Below are 18,535 nucleotides of genomic sequence, written 5' to 3'. Positions count from 1 at the left end.
TTGATTCAAGTTATTAATCAAAAAATCTCCCAGTTATTAAATATTTGTTTCCCCACTTCAGCACTGGATATGCGCTTGCTTTTGAAAGCACCGACGCTGTCAAATTATTTCCACTGGCTTCCGTGTCAGTGTCACAGCGCTAGGCAAACTGGCCGATAGAGAGGCTTGAAGTCTTTTAAACCTTTACACTCTCATACTAAGCCGGCTCTGTCTACAGCATAAGACCCTCAATGGATGTAACTCAGCGAAAGGAGCGTTTCATCCAGGGGAACCTTCTCAGGGTCACATACAAATCTAGACGCATCACAGAGCGATTGTCTAGGCTGCCAGACTTCCTTTGGGAAATTTCCCGGTTCAGCCTGTAAAAATACCGAGACATCTCGTTAGTTAGTTTCACGCAATAGCTGCCTTTTCACTGCTACCTAGCACCGGATTCCTGAATGAAGCCTACTTGACAAAACTTTGGCCAGCTCAATATCGGCACTCCGTCAAGGCTGTCGGTTAGCACGATATTGTTGCAATTGGGAATATCCCTATATTTCATTGTAGTAAATATATCTGCTGGTCGATCAAAATAACTCGATTGTGGTCATTGATACCATTTTAGATTCTTAAGATATTAGTTCCGGGTGAAAATGGCTAAGTCTCAAGTTGCCAAATTCTGTATTTTTACTGGCTAAAGTCAGAAAATCGAGAATTGTTTGAACAAGTCAAAAAGAATAAAAAAAATCAGATAGTAAGTTCCTCAATAATTAATCATGAAATTTATATAGCTAAATATCTGTAAATTATCCAAACAAATCTATACCGTAAAAACTATGTAATTCTATGAGCTTTAGTTAGAGTTCTCATGAATAAACAAGCTTAAAACTCAGGTCGCGTTGACCTCGGCTTGTATAGTAAAGACAGCCGGTTTACAGGATACTGAGCCAGTTCAGTGCTAACGCCATCGTTCATCCAATTGCATGACCTCACCAACCTTATCTATCTCAGCTTGGAGTCCCCTAAGACAGCCGGTATTTCGCGCCCTCTGGATAGCGTCTGCGGTGTCATCAACCGGCACTTGGATGCACGATGTGGGGGCAGCATGGCTGATGACTTCCCTTTCACCCTCACCGTTTTTGGTGGCGCTGATGCAGGCGGCAACAAGCCTACCATTTTTTCTGCTAGCACTGCCGGCAGGCGCACTGGCAGATGTCATTGATCGCCGGCGGATGCTTTTATTTACCCAAACTTGGATGCTCATCGCAGCCACCCTTTTAGGCGTGATCACGGTTGCCGGCATCACGACTCCTTGGATGCTTCTGGTACTCACATTTGCTCTAAGTGTGGGGAGTGCTGTGAATATGCCGGTGTGGCAGGCAATTACCCCAGAATTGGTTGCGAAAGAAGAACTTCCCTCAGCTGTTACCTTAAGCGGAATTGCGATCAATTTGTCTCGCTCAGTTGGGCCGGCATTGGCGGGGATCATTATTGCGGCTGCGGGAACCGGCTTTGTTTTTCTCCTAAATGCCGCTTCATTCGTGGGAGTCATTTTGGTGATTTATCACTGGCAAAGAATTCCCCAAAAAAGTGGTTTACCGGCAGAGCGATTTGTAGGAGCAATTCAAGCCGGTGTTCGCTATGCACGCTATGCGCCGGCTCTGCAAATGGTGTTGATCCGCACGGGAGCATATATTTTCTTTGCCAGTGCTTTGTTTGCTCTCCTGCCACTGTTGGGGCGCAGAGAGTTGGGTTTAGATGCCCTTCAATACGGCATTATTCTTGGTTTTTGGGGAGTTGGGGGGTTAGCCGGCGCGTTTATTTTACCCAAAGTGCGGCAGCGCTTGTCTACTGACTGGCTGGTAGCGGGGGCATCCGTCATCTTTGGGACGATGATGCTGGTGCTGGCGTCTGTTCGCAATTTTTACTGGGTGTGCGGCGCAATGAGCGTGGTGGGGGTGGCGTCCCTCGCCGCAATGGTGAGCTTTAATGTCGCCGCGCAAACTGCTGTTCCCACTTGGGTGCGTGCCAGAGCTTTATCGCTGCATTTGCTATTATTTCAAGGATTTATGGCCTTGGGGAGCCTGTTGTGGGGGGCGCTGGCGCAACGCACCGGCATCTCGACGACGCTGACATCTGCGGGGATCGGGTTAATTGCGACTGTGGCGCTTACCTTTCGCTACCGGCTCCGATGTGCAGAGAAATTGGACTTAAGCGCATCCCTGCACTGGCAGCAGCCGGCGCTTGCCTTTGAGCCTTGCCCGAATGATGGGCCGGTGTTAGTGACACTGGAGTTTCGCATCGATCCCGCCAATGCAGAGGCGTTTACAGAAGCGATGCAAATGCTCAGTCAAATTCGCCGGCGAGATGGGGCAATTCAGTGGGGATTGTTTCACGATTTAGCCGATCCGGGTCGATTTGTGGAAACATTTGTGGTGGAATCTTGGGCGGAACACAAGCGACAGTTTGAGCGAGTTACGAATGCGGATCGAGCAATTGAAGATCGGGTTCGCGCGTTTCATGCCGGTGATCGCCCTCCCAAGGTTTCGCAAATGATTTATGCGAATGCCGGTAATGCTAGAAATCCCGAACAACCCTGCTAAAAATTTCAAAACTGTTGTTGAATGAGCCTTTGAAAGGGCAACCATAGAAACCAGAAGGGCCGGCTTTTTAACAATCACTTCGATAGTGTTGCCAGTTTTCGTCTATGCCGTAAGGAATGTGAATGGCTCTCCAGTAAGTGTTTTCTTTAAGCATCCGACGGAATGCAAGAGAGATGGCTCGTTCTGTCGGGTTCAAACTTGCAGCGAGATCAATCCCTTCTGTTTGCTTGAACATTTCGAGCTTTTCTGTTGTAGTCAATGAACGGAATCTTACGCTTTGGAGAGGCGGCCTAAACCTCTGCTGTCGCCATCACAGATTTGTAAGGCAGCTTTGCCATGCGAAGCCAGGTTTCTAGCTTCATCCCTTACATTAAAGCTGGGTAGTCCCCATAAAGATGGGGCAGTGTATAAAGTAATCATGTGTGTGATTGTTATCTAAAGAGCATTCAATTCTTTCGGGACTCCTTAGTCAAAATCAAAATTGCTAGACAGCTTAATTTTTTTTTGTTGCGAAAATTTTTTTTGACTAATGAGGCGATTACCCCTTGAGGATAACTGCTTTGCAATGCTTTAGGGTTTCTCACAATTGACAACGGCAGCAGTATCAGCTTTACGCATCGACAACTTGACTTCCCAGCCGGCTAGATCCCACCAATTAACACGCTTGTTCGGCTGTATCCAGAAATCCAGTTGCTTAATCTTGCCATCCTCAAACACCAGCTTTGGAAACGCGGGATAGCTGGTATCATCAGTTTCGCTATAGTTGCGTCCAAAATAATTCATGCAAACAGTTAATCCCTCAGCTACTCCCAATTCTTCGGTTCCAGTGCCTTTCAAGGTTGCATCATCGTAGCTGAATCTGCCATTGAATGTGTTACCGGCTAACGATCCTTGGGTAACGTTGACGGTAAAATCATAGGTAATCGTAGAAGCGTGGGCTTTACTGGTTGTTATTACAGCAGTGTAGAGAGCAGCACTGGCAACCGCAAAGGAGTGTCTTAAGAATGGGTTAAACATTGTAAGATTAATTTGCTGAGATTAAGTTAAGTTTAATCGGTTTGGGCAACATTATCTGAAGTTTTGAACATCTTTCTGCTGATCGCGCTCATGCTACAGGGTGCTTTGAAAGTAGTATAGTTCTCCGTCTTCTCCTTCTCTTAGAAGAGCGACGTCATAGTTTGGGTCATAATTTTCTATACTTCTATAAAATGTGGGAAGACCATAACTGCTTCTCGCAAATTTTTTTAAGGGAGCTTTTTTCTTTTTTGATTTAGCCATGATTTCCAGTTCCCCGCTGGGTATGGAATATAATTTTTTTGGACAGCTAGAATTAGCCTAAATCGTTTTTGTAGATGCACTTCAAATTTTAGGCATGAGCCGCCTATAACTCTTGAATTTCTGATTTATAGATGCATAGAAAATTCTCGGCATGAGTGCATCCTAACGCTTGAATCTCTGGAGGAAAAGCGGTTAGAGGAGCAATCTTTCCTTCGATACCAAATTTTTTTGCAGCCTCAGCCGTTCCTGCGTGAAGGTAGACAACGTTGGGTGATAAGTCCAGCCACATCCCTAGGCGTTGAGCGACATCGTAAGTTGTCATGGCTCCAAGACCCTTGACCCGATAGGCAACGTATTCTAACCATTTGTAAAGTTCCTCGAACGTCTCGAAGTGCTCAGGCAGCGCAGCATCTTCTTGCGAAACTTTCAATCCTTGCGCCAAGTTAGATGATACTCGACATTGATGTGGGTGCATTTTGCCATTTGCAGACTGAGAAATCCAAGCTCTCTTTAATGCACCATCCCAATTGAGAGTTTTGTCACCCCACCATTCTTTTTGAGTTTGGTAGAAATCGTTGTATTTTTTTAGATAATCTTTCACCCAATATGAAAGCGTTTTTGCCTCGCCTAAAAGCGTTTCTTCATCAGAATTAGAAGATTTTCTACACTGATTTACAGATTGATTTGCTGTATTTTTCTTTTGGCGGCAGCTCATCATTTCACCTAGATCAGGAATAGTTTTATTTTAGCATAATCTTGGATTGTCTGCAATGCTAAAAAGTGTTTTATATGAATTTTTAAAAATTTTGATTAAGCAAAATTAAAAGATTTAACTAATTTTTATATGCAAAACTTCTAGGGTATTATCATGAACGCTAGTTTCAAGGGAGATAACCCAATGAACATTGCTATCATCGGGGGTGGAATTGGCGGTTTAGCGACTGCAATCACCCTGCTAAAACACGGATTTAATGTGCAAGTCTACGAACGAGCACAGGCGTTGCGACCCATTGGTGCCGGCCTGACCTTGACCCCGAATGGATTGAATACCCTCAATGCTATTCAGCCGGGCCTGGTTGAGTCGTTGAAACAGGCAGGCAGCCAAATGAACACTTTGATACTGAAGCGAAGCACCGGCGAGATAATCGCGTCAAAGCCGCTTACGGCCCTGGAACACTATGGACAACCCCTGTTGAACATTCAGTGGTCGCGCCTGCAAGCCATCCTCGCATCGTTACTGCCGTCAGATATTATTCATCTCAATCATCAATGTATTGGTTTTGAACAGCATGAAAGCAGTGTTGAAACTCATTTTGAAAATGGAAAAACAATCCAGTCAGATTTGCTAATTGGGGCAGATGGAATCAACTCTGTTGTCAGGCAAAAGCTAATCGGTGATGGTTCTCCTCTTTATGCCGGTCGAATGTCTTGGCGTGCCGTCATTCAATATCCCCACCCCCTGTTGACTCCTAACTTAGCGACCTTAATCACGGCAGCCGATGGCAAAAATTTCTTGCTGGTCGATGTGGGCGAGGGATACACCTTTTGGAGTGCAGGTGCGCTATTGGCAGACGATTCTGTTTGTCAACGTGCAACTGATGCCAAGGCTCGTGTTTTGGAGATATTTGCAGAGTGGGCAGACCCTGTGGAGGCGATCATTCAGGCAACCCCTGCCGATGAGATTGTGGAGCGACCGATCTGTGACAGAACCCCCTTACAACGCTGGAGTGAAGGCAGAGTTACGCTATTGGGCGATGCTGCTCATCCAGTTGTGCCATCTCTGGGGCAAGGAGCAAACACCGCGTTTGAGGACGCTTACGAACTTGCAGAGTGCCTTTCTCTTGCACCTAGCATTGAAGCTGCTCTGGATGCTTACGAGCGCCATCGCATCCCTCGCACAGAAGTGATCTATATTCGCAGTGCAAATCAGGGGAACCGCTCCTACAAGCCAGAAAGCGAGACAACATTGCAGGAAATGATGAAATCATCCCAAATGAATCAAAATGAGTTTGAAGAATGGCTCTACAGCTACAAGCCTTCTGAAAACCGTAAATTTGTAATATGAATGTCATCTTCTGTCAGGGGGTGTCTGCTTCTACTGCCGGCATCCCTTATTTTTTTACGTTTTCTTTCTACTTGCTAGATTGCTGCCTTTTCTCTGCTTTAGTATAAAGTCCAGAAAAAGTAGACACTGAATTTAAAATTATCATGGGTTTTATTCAGCAAAATCTGAACAGTTATTATTTTTAAATATCCGGCAACTACGGTACAATAATAAACCTTCTTAGATTTTGCAAATTTAAGAAAGGGTGATCAAAGAGTAATTGAGAAGATATGACGATCCGTGATGCTGTTGAAAGTGATTTGCCGGCTATTATTGCCATCTACAATGCTTCCATTCCCAGCCGTATGGCAACTGCTGATTTACAGCCGATTTCAGTGGATAGTCGCCTTGCTTGGTTTGCCGAACACACCCCCACTCGTCGCCCACTTTGGGTAATGGAAATAGACGGATGGGTGGCTGGGTGGCTAAGTTTTCGCTCATTTTATGGAAGACCGGCTTACTCTGCAACTGCGGAACTTGGGATTTATGTTGACCCAACTTATCAGCGCAGTGGAGTTGGCCGGCAACTCCTATCACGGGCAATTGAGCAAAGTCCAACTTTGAATCTTAAGACTTTACTGGGCTTTATTTTCGCTCACAATGAGCCGAGTTTATTATTATTTGAAAAATTTGGTTTTGAACGCTGGGGCTATTTACCCAAAGTTGCAGAACTCGATGGCATTGAGCGGGATTTGATGATTATGGGTCGGAAAATTGAAACCGGCATTAGGGGATTAGGAGATGGCGAAAGAGGGGGAGAAAGATAGATCAGTTTTATTAGCAGCAATTAGAAAGTTAGAAGCTTATGTTGTTTATCATACTTAATTCGGTTTACCTACCTCTTTTTCTTAAGTTTGCACCGGCAGGCTTGATTTAAGCGAATTCAGTCACTCAGACAAAATGAATTCTTAATAACAAAGCACTTCCCTGAAAGGGAGATATTTTAATTTGCAGAGGTTGAGAATTTGTTACAGCATTCAATAAGAAGGGCGACTGTAAAAATCGCCCCTCCTATTGCACAAAACGAGTGAAATCTAAGCTTCAATCACAACCCGCAGGTTGCCCCGTTTCTTGGCAACGCGGCAGGCAGTAGTTGTGCCGGCCCGCTCAAATTCCAGATCAAGTAAAGTGTTGCCGACTTTCAGGTTATGCAGTGACAGCTTATTGATCGACTCTGGCAAAGTGGGGTCAATAATTCGCAAGCAATTATTGTGGGCATCAGGCACCAAATTAACCATCATTTGCAGCAGTTGAAAAACACTGCCGGTGGCCCAAGCTTGAGGAGAACAGGCGACAGGATACTGCACCGGCTCGTCATCACCTGTGCGTTCATAACCGCAGAACAATTCAGGAGGACGCTTGTAGGGTTGCTTGCTAGTCATATCGAGCAATCCTTTAGCAATTTCCAACGCTTGGTCAACCACGCCGAGAGAGCGCAAACCCATTGCAATTAAAGCATTATCATGGGGCCAAACCGAACCGATATGGTAGCCCATTGGATTGTATGCCGGCGACAGACTGCTGAGCGTGCGAATGCCCCAGCCATTAAACATATCTGGCGCAAGCAGCCGCTCCGCCACACTCAGAGCTTTATCCTGAGTCAGAATGCCTAGGCTCAAACAGTGGCCAGGATTGGAGGTAATGCCGTCTATTTGGTTGCCATCGCCATCCAAGGCGGCAGCGCAGTACCCTTCCTCTTCCATCCAAAAATCCCGGTTGAAGCGGGTTTTTAGCTCGCGTGCTTCCTCTAGCCACTGATCTGCCAAGTCGAGGCGCTTTTTCATCCGGGCAATTTCGCTGAGGCGCAATTTCGCTGCGTAGACATACGCTTGCACTTCAGACAGGGTGATCGGGCCTGCCGGCTGCACGCCTTGGCGGTTGACGATACAGTTTTCCGAGTCTTTCCAACCCTGATTTGCTAAACCGCGACTTGACTGCCGGTCATAGCTGAGGTAGCCGGTATGTTTGCAGTTACGATCAATCCAATCCATTGCCGCCAAAGCATTGGGCCACAGATGCTCTAGGGTGTCTTTATCTGCTGTCCAGGCGTAGTATTCGGCGTAAAGCATCACCCACAACGGCGTAGCGTCTACAGTGCCATAGTAAGGGGTGTGCGGAATTTCCTGACATCTGGCCATTTCCCCCAAGCGCAGTTCGTGCAAGATTTTTCCCGGTTGCTCATCGCGCCAGTCATCATCTTTTTTACCCTGGTACTCCGCTAAGATGCTCAAAGTTTCACGAGCAATTGTCGGGTTGAGCATTAAAATTTGCGAGGCTGCGATAATCGAGTCCCGGCCAAAGAGGGTGGAAAACCAAGGAACGCCGGCAGAGAGTACGGTGTTTTTGCCAATCGACTGCCGCATCACATAAAGGTCTTGCTCAGCTCGCTCAATGACTTGATTAAAGGTGTTTTTATCTGAGCGGATCTTGGTAATTTCGTGCGTCCACTGTTCCTCTTCTAAATATTCAGCGGCTTTGGCTTGCACAAAAGTAGCCGGTGGGTTCACCTTAGAAGTGGGGCGACCGTTGGTGAACATTTGCAGCCGGTAGCCGAGTTTTTGGGTTTCGTGGGTCGCCAGTTCTATTTGCCAAATGGCTGTGTAACCTTGGAAATAATCTGGATGCCGGTGATCGAAACGAATGCGAGATTCCATCAGGCAACCATCTAAACCTTGGTATGCCAGAATTAATTCTTCCTGTTCCAGGAGGGAGGGAGGAGGACTGAGGACTGAGGTGTGAGTTGTGAATTCTGCTTCCTCCACTCCCCGGTTGGAGAGATCCTGCGATCCTGTGATTGTGCGTTCTCCTGTTAGGGGAATTCGTCGTAAAATTTGCCCGCGTTTTTGCCGGCCAAACCCCCGCACTTCAAATAAATCGACAAAATCGGCATCAAAACTGATGCTAACTTGAAAACTCACAGTCTCGGTGCTGTAATTAGAGATTTCAATTTCTGAAAACAGCGCTCCATTCAACATTAAATCCCGCTTAATTCCGATCGTTTCCGGCGGGAGATGATTTTCAATTCTGGGATTCGTACACAAAACCGACAGACCAAATCCTTTATCGGCGGTGCTGCTCAGTAAAACCGGCGATCGCCCTTCAATCTGCAACTCTAAACGATTTAGAAACCGCGTATCGCAGCAGAATAGCCCCATACTGGCGTTTGTGTCATTGCCCAAACAGCCGGCGATGTTACCCAAAGTATCGGTAACTAAAAACATATCATTGTCTTTAATTGTGAGCGTTGGCTGAGGACGCTCACTCAAAACGCAAGGCCATTCTGGAAGCGGCAGATTTTCGGCTGGGACAAAAGATTTACCGTCTAGTTCAATGGTATCCGGGGTCATGCTGGAGATTCTTCTTTGAGGTTACAAGTTTCTACATTCACGTCGGGGCAAAAACAAAATTTCTGAAAACAATGGCTATTTTAGTAAAGCCAAGGAATCAGCTTTTTGACCCGGTTTTGATAATTTGGGTAGTCTGGATACTTCTGGCTTAGCCAAGCTTCTTCTCGGCTGGCTTTGGCATTAAGAAAGGCAAACAGAATTACTCCGCCGGCTAGGTGAAACAAGCTCTGTTGCCAAATCGCCCAGCTTAGCGCTGCTAAAATTAAGCCACTGTAAAGCGGATGACGCACTAAGCTGTAGATGCCGGTTTGGACAAGTTGGCCATTTTCTTTAGGATAGGGTAAGGGTGTGAGGTTGCCGCCTAAATCCAACAGTCCTTTAATAATTAGAACGAATGCCCCCACGCCTAGGATCGCTGCGATGCCCCAAATCCCATACAATAGTGCCGGTGAGTTGATATTTAACCCAGCAGGCCGGTAGACCGGCAGCATCACAAGCGCGATCAGCAGCAAACCCTGAATTAATACCAAATATTCACCGCGCTCACCACTTCGCCACCCTTGGCGGGTAAAACCCCAATCTCTCAAAAGTTTCATGAGAATTTGTGGTTACCTCCCCTAAATTTGTCCGATATTATCTGTCCTTTATCCTGTGTAATTCGTTCAGGCAAGATGTGAGCTATTGCAGACTCAATCTTGACAAATTTGTGATTTTGTGGATTAACTGAACAGTTTTACGGACGAGGGCAAGCAAACTAAGGTGGGAACCTAAATTAACAGACTCACACCCGTCCACTACACAGGTAACACAGGTGTTGAGTTTAGCTCAGCCAAGGCCGGCTAACCTCTTCCAGACGGAGGATTTCCTCTGGAGAGAGTTCCCAACCCAATGCGCCGGCATTCTGCTGCGCTTGCTGGGCTGTTTTTGCCCCTGGAATTGGAATCACGCTGCCTTGGGCAATTAACCAGTTGAGGGCAACTTGTGCCGGCGTGCGTTGGTATTTTTCACCAAATTGACGCAACAGAGAAAGCACCGGCTCAATTTTCTGCAAGCCGCTGCGGCTAAATTTGGGGTCCCATTGACGAGGGCCGGCAGGCGGTTTTTCAGCAGTATACTTGCCGGTGAGCAATCCTTGCGCCAAAGGGCTGTAAGCAAGGAGGGTAATACCTAACTGATGCGCCGCACTCAAGATCCCTTGGCTTTCAATTTGCCGAGTTAACAAAGAATAGCGCACCTGATTCACGGCTAAAGGGACGCCTCGTTTCGCCAATAGCTGGTGCGCTTCCCGCATCTCCTCAGCTGAGTAATTACTTACACCTACAGCCTCGATTCTACCCCGCTGTACCTCATCGGCTAAGGCGTTCATCAGGGTTTCCTGACTCATAAAAAAGGTGAACGGCCAGTGTACCTGATAGAGGGTGACGCGATCCATCTGTAAGCGCTTTAAACTGTCCGTCAGGGCATCAGAAACCGAGTCGCCGTTAAAGCGCCAAGGAAGCGGGGCAAATTTGGTGGCAATATGCACCGGCTGTCCGCTTTCTTTGATAAACTGCCCCAAGAGTTTTTCTGACTCACCTGGGCCGTAAACCTCGGCGGTGTCAAAGAAGGTGATGCCGGCAGCGAGTGCGGCATGGAAAGCTTCTCGTACCTGCGCTTCGCCGTAGTCGCTGCCGTAGTTCCAAAACAGCTTATCACCCCACGACCAAGCGCCAATGCCCAAGGCGGTGACAGCCGGCCCATTTTGTCCTAAAGTTGTTGTTTGCATCTTTGATGAGTGCTAATACTTAACGTTTAAAAGTGTAGCGCTGCCGGCAGTTTGTCGTCTTTTGTACATTTGAGTGAGAAGATTGCCAGGATCAGAGGATTTGGAAACGTCCCTGTTGTGGGAAAAATTTACAGATGAACGCGTTGGAACCGGCAATCCGCGCATATAAAATACAAAATACTGTTAATGCTTGATCAATTAGGTGGGGTATAGAGATGAATCGCGATCATTTACCAGATTCTGAGCCGGTTGAATCAGAGAAGCTACTGCCTAAACTTAATTTACTGACAATGTTCCGGCTGAGCTTATTCCAAATGGGATTAGGCATTATGTCACTCCTAACTTTAGGGGTGATCAACCGGGTGATGATTGATGAGTTAAACGTGCTGCCATTAATTGCTGCCGGTGCCATTGCAATGCACCAATTTGTTGCGCCGGCACGCATTTGGTTTGGTCAATTATCCGATTCTAAACCGCTTTTGGGCTACCACCGCACCGGCTTTGTTTGGATTGGGGCAGCGGTATTTGCAATTACCTCTTTTATTGCAGTGCAAGTGGTGTGGCAACTCGGCGGCAGTTTGCAAGCAACCGGCTGGAGTTTTTCAACCTATGCTTGGGTTGCAGTTCTGGCTTTAGTTTTTGCAATCTATGGATTAGCACTCAGTGCAAGTTCCACTCCGTTTGCAGCTTTACTGGTGGATGTTTCAGATGACGATAATCGCTCTAAATTAATTGGCATTGTTTGGTCGATGTTGATGGTGGGAATTGTGATTGGTGCGATTACAATTTCTAAGTTATTACAGATGCCAGAAGCAGGCGAAGAAGCGATTACCAATTCCGCTTCGGCAAATCTTGCGAATATTCCTCAATTACAAGCCACCATTAATCCAGTTTTTATGATAGTGCCGGCTGTGGTATTTGGATTGAGTGTCTTAGCAACTTTTGGAGTCGAGAAAAAATATTCTCGCTTCAACTCTCGCTCAACTTTAGTGGATCGAGAAGATAAAATTACCTTGAGTCATGCGCTGCGGATTTTAACAGCTAACCGCCAAACCGGGTTATTTTTTAGTTTCTTGTTGGTGCTGACAACAAGCCTGTTTATGCAAGATCCCGTGTTGGAACCCTATGGTGGGGAAGTGTTTGGCATGAGTGTTTCACAAACAACTCAACTCAATGCCTTTTATGGAATGGGAACCCTGATCGGTATTGCTTCCACCGGCTTTTTACTTTTGCCTCGTTTAGGTAAACACAGAACAACCAAATATGGATGTACAGCCGCAGCCATTAGTTCAGGATTAATTATTCTCGCCGGATTTACAGCTAATCCAGGAATGCTGAAAGGTAGCTTATTATTCTTTGGGTTAGCATCGGGAGTTTTGACTGCCGGCGCAACCAGTTTAATGCTAGATTTAACGGCGGCAGAAACAGCCGGCACATTTATTGGTGCTTGGGGTTTATCTCAAGCAATGGCGAGAGGCTTGGCAACCGTATTTGGTGGGGCAGTTTTAAATTTAGGGAAGAATTTGTTTCCTGTGCCAGTGCTTGCTTATAGCATGGTTTTTGCACTGCAAGCGGTGGGAATGATTGTTGCAATTTTTCTATTGCGGCGCGTTAATATTAAAGAATTCCGCGAGAATGCAAAGAGTGCAATTGCTGCGGTGATGGCCGGAGAATTAGATTAATTTAGGAGAATTGGATGGAGGCGAGACTTGAGGAATTAGGGGATTTTTGGGCGCAAGTTTTAGAGTTTGCAGAGAAGACGGCTGTTCGAGTTGGCACTCAGTTAATGGCTGATTTCGGTCAAGTTCAAGCAGCAGAAAAACTAGATGGAAGTTTAGTAACCCAATCCGATAAATGGGCAGATCAGGAAATTCGAGAAGCCATCGCTGCGGCTTTCCCCACTCACGGAGTTTTAAGTGAAGAAGGAGAACACGTTTTTCCAGATACTGAATGGTGCTGGATTATCGATCCTTTAGACGGAACCACAAACTTTGCCAGAGGAATTCCGATTTGGGGAATTTCAATGGGATTATTTTATCAAGGTTTTCCAGTTTTCGGCTATGTTTATTTACCGCCGTTAAAGCAAACTTTCTCGGCATTTTGGAACAAGGAATTAGAAAAGTCTTTAACGCAAAACACTCAAGGCGCTTTCCTGAATTCTCAGCCAATTCATACAAGCAGGGATTCGCTATCTAAAAATCACTTTTTTAGTTTTTGCACTCGCAGCATTTCCGCAATTGAACATCCCTTCCCCTGCAAAATCCGAATGCTAGGCGTCGCAACGTATAACTTTTTAATGGTAGCCGCCGGCATCACGTTAGGAGGCGTAGAAGCAACCCCCAAAATTTGGGATATTGCCGCAGTTTGGACAATCATTAACGCCGCAGGTGGCGTTTGGGTTCCCCTAGAACAAGAATCCATCTTTCCCTTAGAAGCCGGTAAAGATTACAGCAATCGATCTTACCCAACCTTAGTTCTAAGCCAGCCTGATTTAGTGCCGGTGTTTCAACCATTAGTACAATCACTCAATAAATCTGCAAAACCTTAGATCCAACAGATAAACCATCTGTGTTTATCTGTGTGCATCTGTGGTTAATAAAAACAAATATTCGCTTTCGCGAAAAAACTACTCACTCTTCCAAAAAAAATCAGCAACCGGCTTATCGGAAACAGAGGGAAAATCCGAGTCAGAATTAAGCAAAATTAACCGCTGCTGAAAAGACTCACCGGCAAACCCAGCCATCCGCCGTTCAACCCGACTCGGAATCCCATATCCATAAATAACATGACCTTGACCGGCAAGCACAACCACTTGATAGCCTGGATTCTGTTTTAAAAATTGAGCGATCACATCTGCCATTGTTTCATCCCACAAAACTTGTGCCAGAAAAAATCGCTCAAAATTAGCACTAGAACCGTGACCGGCTTGTTGATGCTGCTTAAAAGAATCTAGCACCATTTGCCGGTATTCCGCATTGCTAAGGTCGATTTCCGTAGCCGTGGGAATATACTGCCGATCCGTTTCAGCTAAACCTTCCAAACCTTCACGAACGACTTTTCGAGTGACTTCCGACGGCGTATTTAAAGCTAACACCGGCAGCCGATTTGAATTCGCAAATTGCAAGATCGGTGCATAATATTCCCAAGGAAACCCCCACCGCTGATTATACTCACTTTTTTCTACCAGTTCAGTTTCTGTTAACTGGCCGGCAAGATATTGATCAATAACATTTTGATAGGGACGCTGAAACATTTCCATTGCAATCGCAATTTTGGGATTTTGCCGATGCAATTCTTGCAAAATCGCTAGCTGAGCTTTATGATCCTCTGCGCTATCATGGGTTTCTCCCAGATACACGACACTTGCCTTGCTGAGTTCCTGCAAGACTTCTTGCCGGCTGTGAGACTCCTGAAGCGGGCTAGAAATTCGTTGAGCAAAAGTAGTGCCGGTGTACAATAGAACCAGTCCCAACGACCAAGCAAACAGTTTAGAAATTTGGGATATTTTCATAGAATTATTTTGTCTCACACGACTTCTGTGTTGCAATCAAGTTCCACTAACCGGCATTGCAAAATTGTATAGAAAGCTCAGATGCCGATTCTAAAAGTACAGAAAGCAAAGCCGGCAATTTCAATCAAAAATCCATTAAAAATAGGGGCAATTTATAAAATTTACCCCTATCGTATAAATCTGATTATCTTAAACTTTTAAGCGTCGTCGCGAGCTTCGTTAGGAGAACCTGGAGAAGAATTGTAGAGGGCATCTAAATGTTCGCGGGCATCTTCTACCGTCATCGACTTCATCACCATCAGCGGCTCATTCACAACTTTCCCATTAGAATCAAGTAATTCTGGGTGAGGGGTTCCCCGATACCGGCTTATCGGCGATCCTGATATGGGTGAGTAAGGGCGTTGAGACTCGGCACTCAAGGTGATCAAGCTGCGAATTAAATTACCGACCGCCAAGAAAGCCAAAGTCGTAAAAGCAAGAATGTATAGCAAGTGTAACATCGCATTTTCCTCCAACAACACAGTTTATTTACAAGTTTGAACAGATGTTTAAGAACAAAAACCGCTGTTAAATGAACGTTTGTTTAAATACGCGGGTTTTGCCAGACCTTTAATTTATAGTCTTAGACGCCTTTTGCTCAGCCTACCTGTGGTGGCTGCGCGTTGTTGGACTTTTCCATGCGGTTCCGCATCGACACCTGCCAACATTCGGTGAGCAGTTTGTGCCACGGCATCAAGACTTCCATTTCCACCCCAACTTTGCCATCTGTGGCGTTTAGAAGCATTTTAGCCGTACTCACTTCCTGCTGAGCCTGCACCACTCTTGCCAGTAAGTCAGCTTGCCCCTCGGTGCCGAGAAAAGAAATTTCTTGGGTTTCTAGAAGCGAGCGCGAGCGCCCAAACCAATACTGAAAGTCTTCTAAGAGCGGCTGTAAAACCGTCTTGAGCAAGTCGGGTTCAGGCAGATTTGGATTCAGCATAAATTAAAAATGAGTGACTGAGCTAACCTAATCTTAACGCAATTTACAATTTGTAACATTTACTGCACTTTTTTTCAATCACCGAGTCGTCAGTCAGCATTGCAACACCGGCATATTAATTACAGCTATAGAGGATTGACATTTAAGCCAAGACATGGATTAAAAACCAACAACTCCGTTATCAAGCAACCGCAGTCAAGTTAAGCGGTTAAGCTCGATTGAAATTGACGCAAGCAAACAATCCAAAAGCAGTATTTTGCTGAAAACCGGCAACCTTCCTTAAAACCCATCAAGCATTGAAATGCAATAAAATAAAACAGCAAAACAGTAAATCCTTATCCGGGATTGAAATACCAGGGATTGGAACGAAATCAATAGCCGATGGTTAGCTCATCTCCCGCTTCCCCAGAAGAACAACCCGAAAAAATCCATCTGCCGCGCACCGGCGAATCAGTAGCCTTGCAAAAAATTCGCCACACCGCTTCCCATGTGATGGCAATGGCAGTGCAAAAATTATTTCCCAAAGCGCAAGTCACTATCGGACCCTGGATTGACTATGGCTTTTACTACGACTTTGACCATCCAGAATCGTTTACGGAAAAGGATCTCAAGGCGATCAAAAAAGAGATGATCAAGATCGTCAACCGTAAACTGCCGGTGGTTCGGGAAGAAGTGAGCCGTGAGGAAGCCAGAAAGCGGATCGAGGCCATTAATGAGCCTTACAAACTAGAAATATTAGAAGGCATTCAAGAACCGATTACCATCTACCATTTGGGTGAAGACTGGTGGGATTTGTGTGCCGGCCCTCATGTCGAAAACACCAGCGAACTCAACCCCAAGGCATTTGAACTCGAAAGTGTTGCCGGTGCTTACTGGCGCGGTGATGCCACCAAACAACAGCTACAGCGAATTTACGGCACTGCTTGGGAAACACCAGAACAACTCGAAGAATACAAACGCCGCAAGGAAGAAGCACTTAAGCGTGACCACCGGAAATTGGGTAAAGAACTCGGTTTATTTATCTTCGCCGATCCCGTAGGCCCAGGATTACCCCTGTGGACACCGAAAGGCACCATTTTGCGGTCGATCCTGGAAGATTTCCTCAAACAAGAACAAATCAAACGCGGCTACCAACAAGTCGTCACCCCGCACATCGGCAGAGTGGACTTGTTTAAAATTTCCGGTCACTGGCAGAAATATAAAGAGGATATGTTCCCCATGATGGCGGAGGATCAGGAAGCCGCCGCCGCCGAACAGGGTTTTGCCCTCAAGCCGATGAACTGCCCTTTCCACATCCAAATTTACAAGAGCGAGTTGCGTTCCTATCGGGAATTGCCCATGCGCTTAGCTGAATTTGGCACCGTCTACCGCTACGAACAATCAGGCGAACTTGGTGGTTTAACACGGGTACGCGGCTTTACCGTCGATGACTCTCACCTATTTGTCACACCAGAACAACTGGATGATGAATTTTTGAAAGTGGTGGATTTGATTCTGTCGGTGTTCAAGAGTCTGCAACTGAAGAACTTCAAAGCAAGACTGAGTTTCCGCGATCCGGCTTTGGATAAGTACATCGGTTCAGATGAAGCGTGGGAAAAAGCCCAAGGTGCGATTCGTCGCGCCGTGGAAACTCTCGGCATGAACTACTTTGAGGGAATTGGAGAAGCGGCATTTTACGGGCCGAAACTCGATTTTATCTTCCAAGATGTTTTGGATCGCGAGTGGCAGTTAGGGACGGTTCAAGTTGATTACAACCTGCCGGAACGCTTTGATTTAGAGTATGTAGCGGCGGATGGTTCCCGCCAGCGTCCAGTGATGATTCACCGTGCGCCGTTTGGATCTTTGGAACGGCTGATCGGGATTTTGATTGAAGAATATGCCGGCGATTTTCCGCTGTGGTTAGCGCCGGTGCAGATTCGCCTGCTGCCGGTGAGTAATGATTTTCTGCCTTTTGCGGAAAATGTCGCTGCTCAGATGAAAGCGCTGGGGATTCGTGCTGAAGCAGATATCAGTAGTGAGCGTTTGGGTAAACTCATTCGCAATGCAGAGAAGGATAAAATTCCCGTGATGGCAGTGGTGGGAGAGAAGGAGGTTTCTTCAAATAGCCTCAGCATTCGCACCCGTGCTTCTGGGGAATTAGGTTCGATGCCGGTGCCTGATGTGATTGAGCGGATGAAAAGCGCGATCACGGATTACAGCAACTTTTAGCAGAACTCTCTGCGGTGGGCAATTCGGAACTCCGCTTCGCCCACCCGATTGCTGATAGAAAAATAGCTCTAATTAACAAGGCAAGCGAGCGCCGTAAAAGTTGCCCATTCAAGTGATTTGCTTGGGGCAGCTTACTTTTTTGGTAATCTATTGATTAACAATCAGGGACTTCAATTGTTTTCACAATCACTGCCGGCAAACTAGCTGTAGTTTAGGGAACGTTTGAACCGGCTTCATACTGTTCGCGTTGTCCCAGAGGTTACCGACTTCAGTTTTATCTCACTCGGTATTCTATAACAAATGAAATTAAATTACTAGACTGCGTAATTATCCTGATTCAAATTTTATTGAGAAAGTTTAAATTAACAAGAATGAACTCCAAGAACTTGTTCTGGGACTCTCAGCACAGATCGCGCTTACTTTGCAATGTGCAAACCCTCGTTTGTCTGAAGTAAACAAAGCTCAAAATATTTTGTGGCAATTGCCAGACAATAGGGCTAACCTCACATATTCGACTCAAAGCCGGCCACAGGGTAAGACAAAGTTTATTCTGCGTCTATGTGCCAAAATGGAAATTAACCGAACTCAGCAATTTATAAAAAATACAATACAAAATTAACAATTTAACCGTTACCAAGCAATAGCTAGGGAAACTCTAAACAACGATATTAATCGTGACGCTGTCATTTTATAAAGATTGAAATCGGCTGTATTGCCCAACAGAGTAGCAACTGTGTTTTACAGAAGACGGTAGGTAA

General features: G+C 45.9%; 15 protein-coding genes. 6 read left to right on the top strand and 9 right to left on the bottom strand.

All coding sequences use genetic code 11. The features are described 5' to 3' along the window. Nucleotides 1–965: 965 nt before the first annotated feature. Nucleotides 966–2,585 carry an MFS transporter gene (locus H6F73_RS05000; RefSeq protein WP_190757710.1) on the top strand — a complete coding sequence of 540 codons (1,620 nt, stop codon included), beginning with the start codon at nt 966–968 and terminating at the stop codon, nt 2,583–2,585. A gap of 67 nt (nt 2,586–2,652) precedes the next feature. On the opposite strand, the gene H6F73_RS04995 is transcribed toward H6F73_RS05000, so the two are convergent. The 3 genes from H6F73_RS04995 to H6F73_RS04985 all read right to left on the bottom strand — a co-directional run bounded on the left by H6F73_RS04995 (nt 2,653) and on the right by H6F73_RS04985 (nt 4,581). Next, on the bottom strand, nt 2,653–2,820 hold the full coding sequence (locus tag H6F73_RS04995; protein ID WP_190757709.1) for a hypothetical protein: 168 nt from the start codon (nt 2,818–2,820) through the stop codon (nt 2,653–2,655). A gap of 335 nt (nt 2,821–3,155) precedes the next feature. After that, nucleotides 3,156–3,602 carry a hypothetical protein gene (locus H6F73_RS04990; RefSeq protein ID WP_190757708.1) on the bottom strand — a complete coding sequence of 149 codons (447 nt, stop codon included), beginning with the start codon at nt 3,600–3,602 and terminating at the stop codon, nt 3,156–3,158. A gap of 364 nt (nt 3,603–3,966) precedes the next feature. After that, entirely contained in the window at nt 3,967–4,581 is a 615-nt protein-coding gene (locus H6F73_RS04985) for a hypothetical protein (RefSeq protein ID WP_199330427.1), read from the bottom strand. 180 nt (nt 4,582–4,761) lie between these two features. Here H6F73_RS04985 and H6F73_RS04980 point away from each other — a divergent pair, with 180 nt between their 5' ends. Beyond that, nucleotides 4,762–5,928, top strand: coding sequence for an FAD-dependent monooxygenase (locus H6F73_RS04980; protein ID WP_199330426.1), 1,167 nt, complete (start codon nt 4,762–4,764; stop codon nt 5,926–5,928). 269 nt (nt 5,929–6,197) lie between these two features. Beyond that, a complete protein-coding gene (locus tag H6F73_RS04975) occupies nt 6,198–6,734 on the top strand; it encodes a GNAT family N-acetyltransferase (RefSeq protein ID WP_190757706.1) in 537 nt (178 codons plus the stop codon). 267 nt (nt 6,735–7,001) lie between these two features. Here H6F73_RS04975 and H6F73_RS04970 read toward each other — a convergent pair whose 3' ends face one another. The 3 genes from H6F73_RS04970 to H6F73_RS04960 all read right to left on the bottom strand — a co-directional run bounded on the left by H6F73_RS04970 (nt 7,002) and on the right by H6F73_RS04960 (nt 11,079). After that, the gene (locus H6F73_RS04970) at nt 7,002–9,314 is read right to left on the bottom strand and encodes an amylo-alpha-1,6-glucosidase (RefSeq protein WP_190757705.1); all 2,313 of its coding nucleotides are present in this window, start codon (nt 9,312–9,314) and stop codon (nt 7,002–7,004) included. A gap of 80 nt (nt 9,315–9,394) precedes the next feature. Beyond that, nucleotides 9,395–9,910 (bottom strand): isoprenylcysteine carboxylmethyltransferase family protein, encoded by a 516-nt coding sequence (locus H6F73_RS04965; protein WP_190757704.1) that lies wholly within the window; start codon nt 9,908–9,910, stop codon nt 9,395–9,397. A gap of 224 nt (nt 9,911–10,134) precedes the next feature. After that, nucleotides 10,135–11,079 (bottom strand): aldo/keto reductase, encoded by a 945-nt coding sequence (locus H6F73_RS04960; RefSeq protein WP_190757703.1) that lies wholly within the window; start codon nt 11,077–11,079, stop codon nt 10,135–10,137. 215 nt (nt 11,080–11,294) lie between these two features. Here H6F73_RS04960 and H6F73_RS04955 point away from each other — a divergent pair, with 215 nt between their 5' ends. Next, nucleotides 11,295–12,761: a BCD family MFS transporter gene (locus H6F73_RS04955; RefSeq protein ID WP_199330425.1), complete on the top strand. Its 1,467-nt coding sequence runs from the start codon at nt 11,295–11,297 to the stop codon at nt 12,759–12,761. A gap of 14 nt (nt 12,762–12,775) precedes the next feature. Beyond that, a complete protein-coding gene (locus H6F73_RS04950; protein WP_190757702.1) occupies nt 12,776–13,627 on the top strand; it encodes an inositol monophosphatase family protein in 852 nt (283 codons plus the stop codon). A 78-nt stretch (nt 13,628–13,705) separates the two neighbouring features. Here the strand turns inward: H6F73_RS04950 and H6F73_RS04945 are convergent, their stop codons facing one another. The 3 genes from H6F73_RS04945 to H6F73_RS04935 all read right to left on the bottom strand — a co-directional run bounded on the left by H6F73_RS04945 (nt 13,706) and on the right by H6F73_RS04935 (nt 15,569). After that, nucleotides 13,706–14,590: a ChaN family lipoprotein gene (locus tag H6F73_RS04945; protein ID WP_190757701.1), complete on the bottom strand. Its 885-nt coding sequence runs from the start codon at nt 14,588–14,590 to the stop codon at nt 13,706–13,708. A 197-nt stretch (nt 14,591–14,787) separates the two neighbouring features. Continuing rightward, nucleotides 14,788–15,090 (bottom strand): DUF2973 domain-containing protein, encoded by a 303-nt coding sequence (locus tag H6F73_RS04940; RefSeq protein ID WP_190757700.1) that lies wholly within the window; start codon nt 15,088–15,090, stop codon nt 14,788–14,790. A 137-nt stretch (nt 15,091–15,227) separates the two neighbouring features. After that, complete coding sequence (locus H6F73_RS04935; protein ID WP_190757699.1) at nt 15,228–15,569, bottom strand: DUF2605 domain-containing protein; 342 nt, start codon at nt 15,567–15,569, stop codon at nt 15,228–15,230. Between the two features lie 381 nt (nt 15,570–15,950). Here H6F73_RS04935 and thrS point away from each other — a divergent pair, with 381 nt between their 5' ends. Then, the gene (gene thrS, locus H6F73_RS04930) at nt 15,951–17,777 is read left to right on the top strand and encodes a threonine--tRNA ligase (protein ID WP_190757698.1); all 1,827 of its coding nucleotides are present in this window, start codon (nt 15,951–15,953) and stop codon (nt 17,775–17,777) included. Nucleotides 17,778–18,535 lie beyond the last annotated feature (758 nt).

It is taken from the genome of Microcoleus sp. FACHB-68 (assembly GCF_014695715.1).
Lineage (GTDB): Bacteria > Cyanobacteriota > Cyanobacteriia > Cyanobacteriales > Oscillatoriaceae > FACHB-68.
Note: the sequence above shows the minus strand (reverse complement) of the source record. Positions and strands in the feature narration are given on the sequence as shown.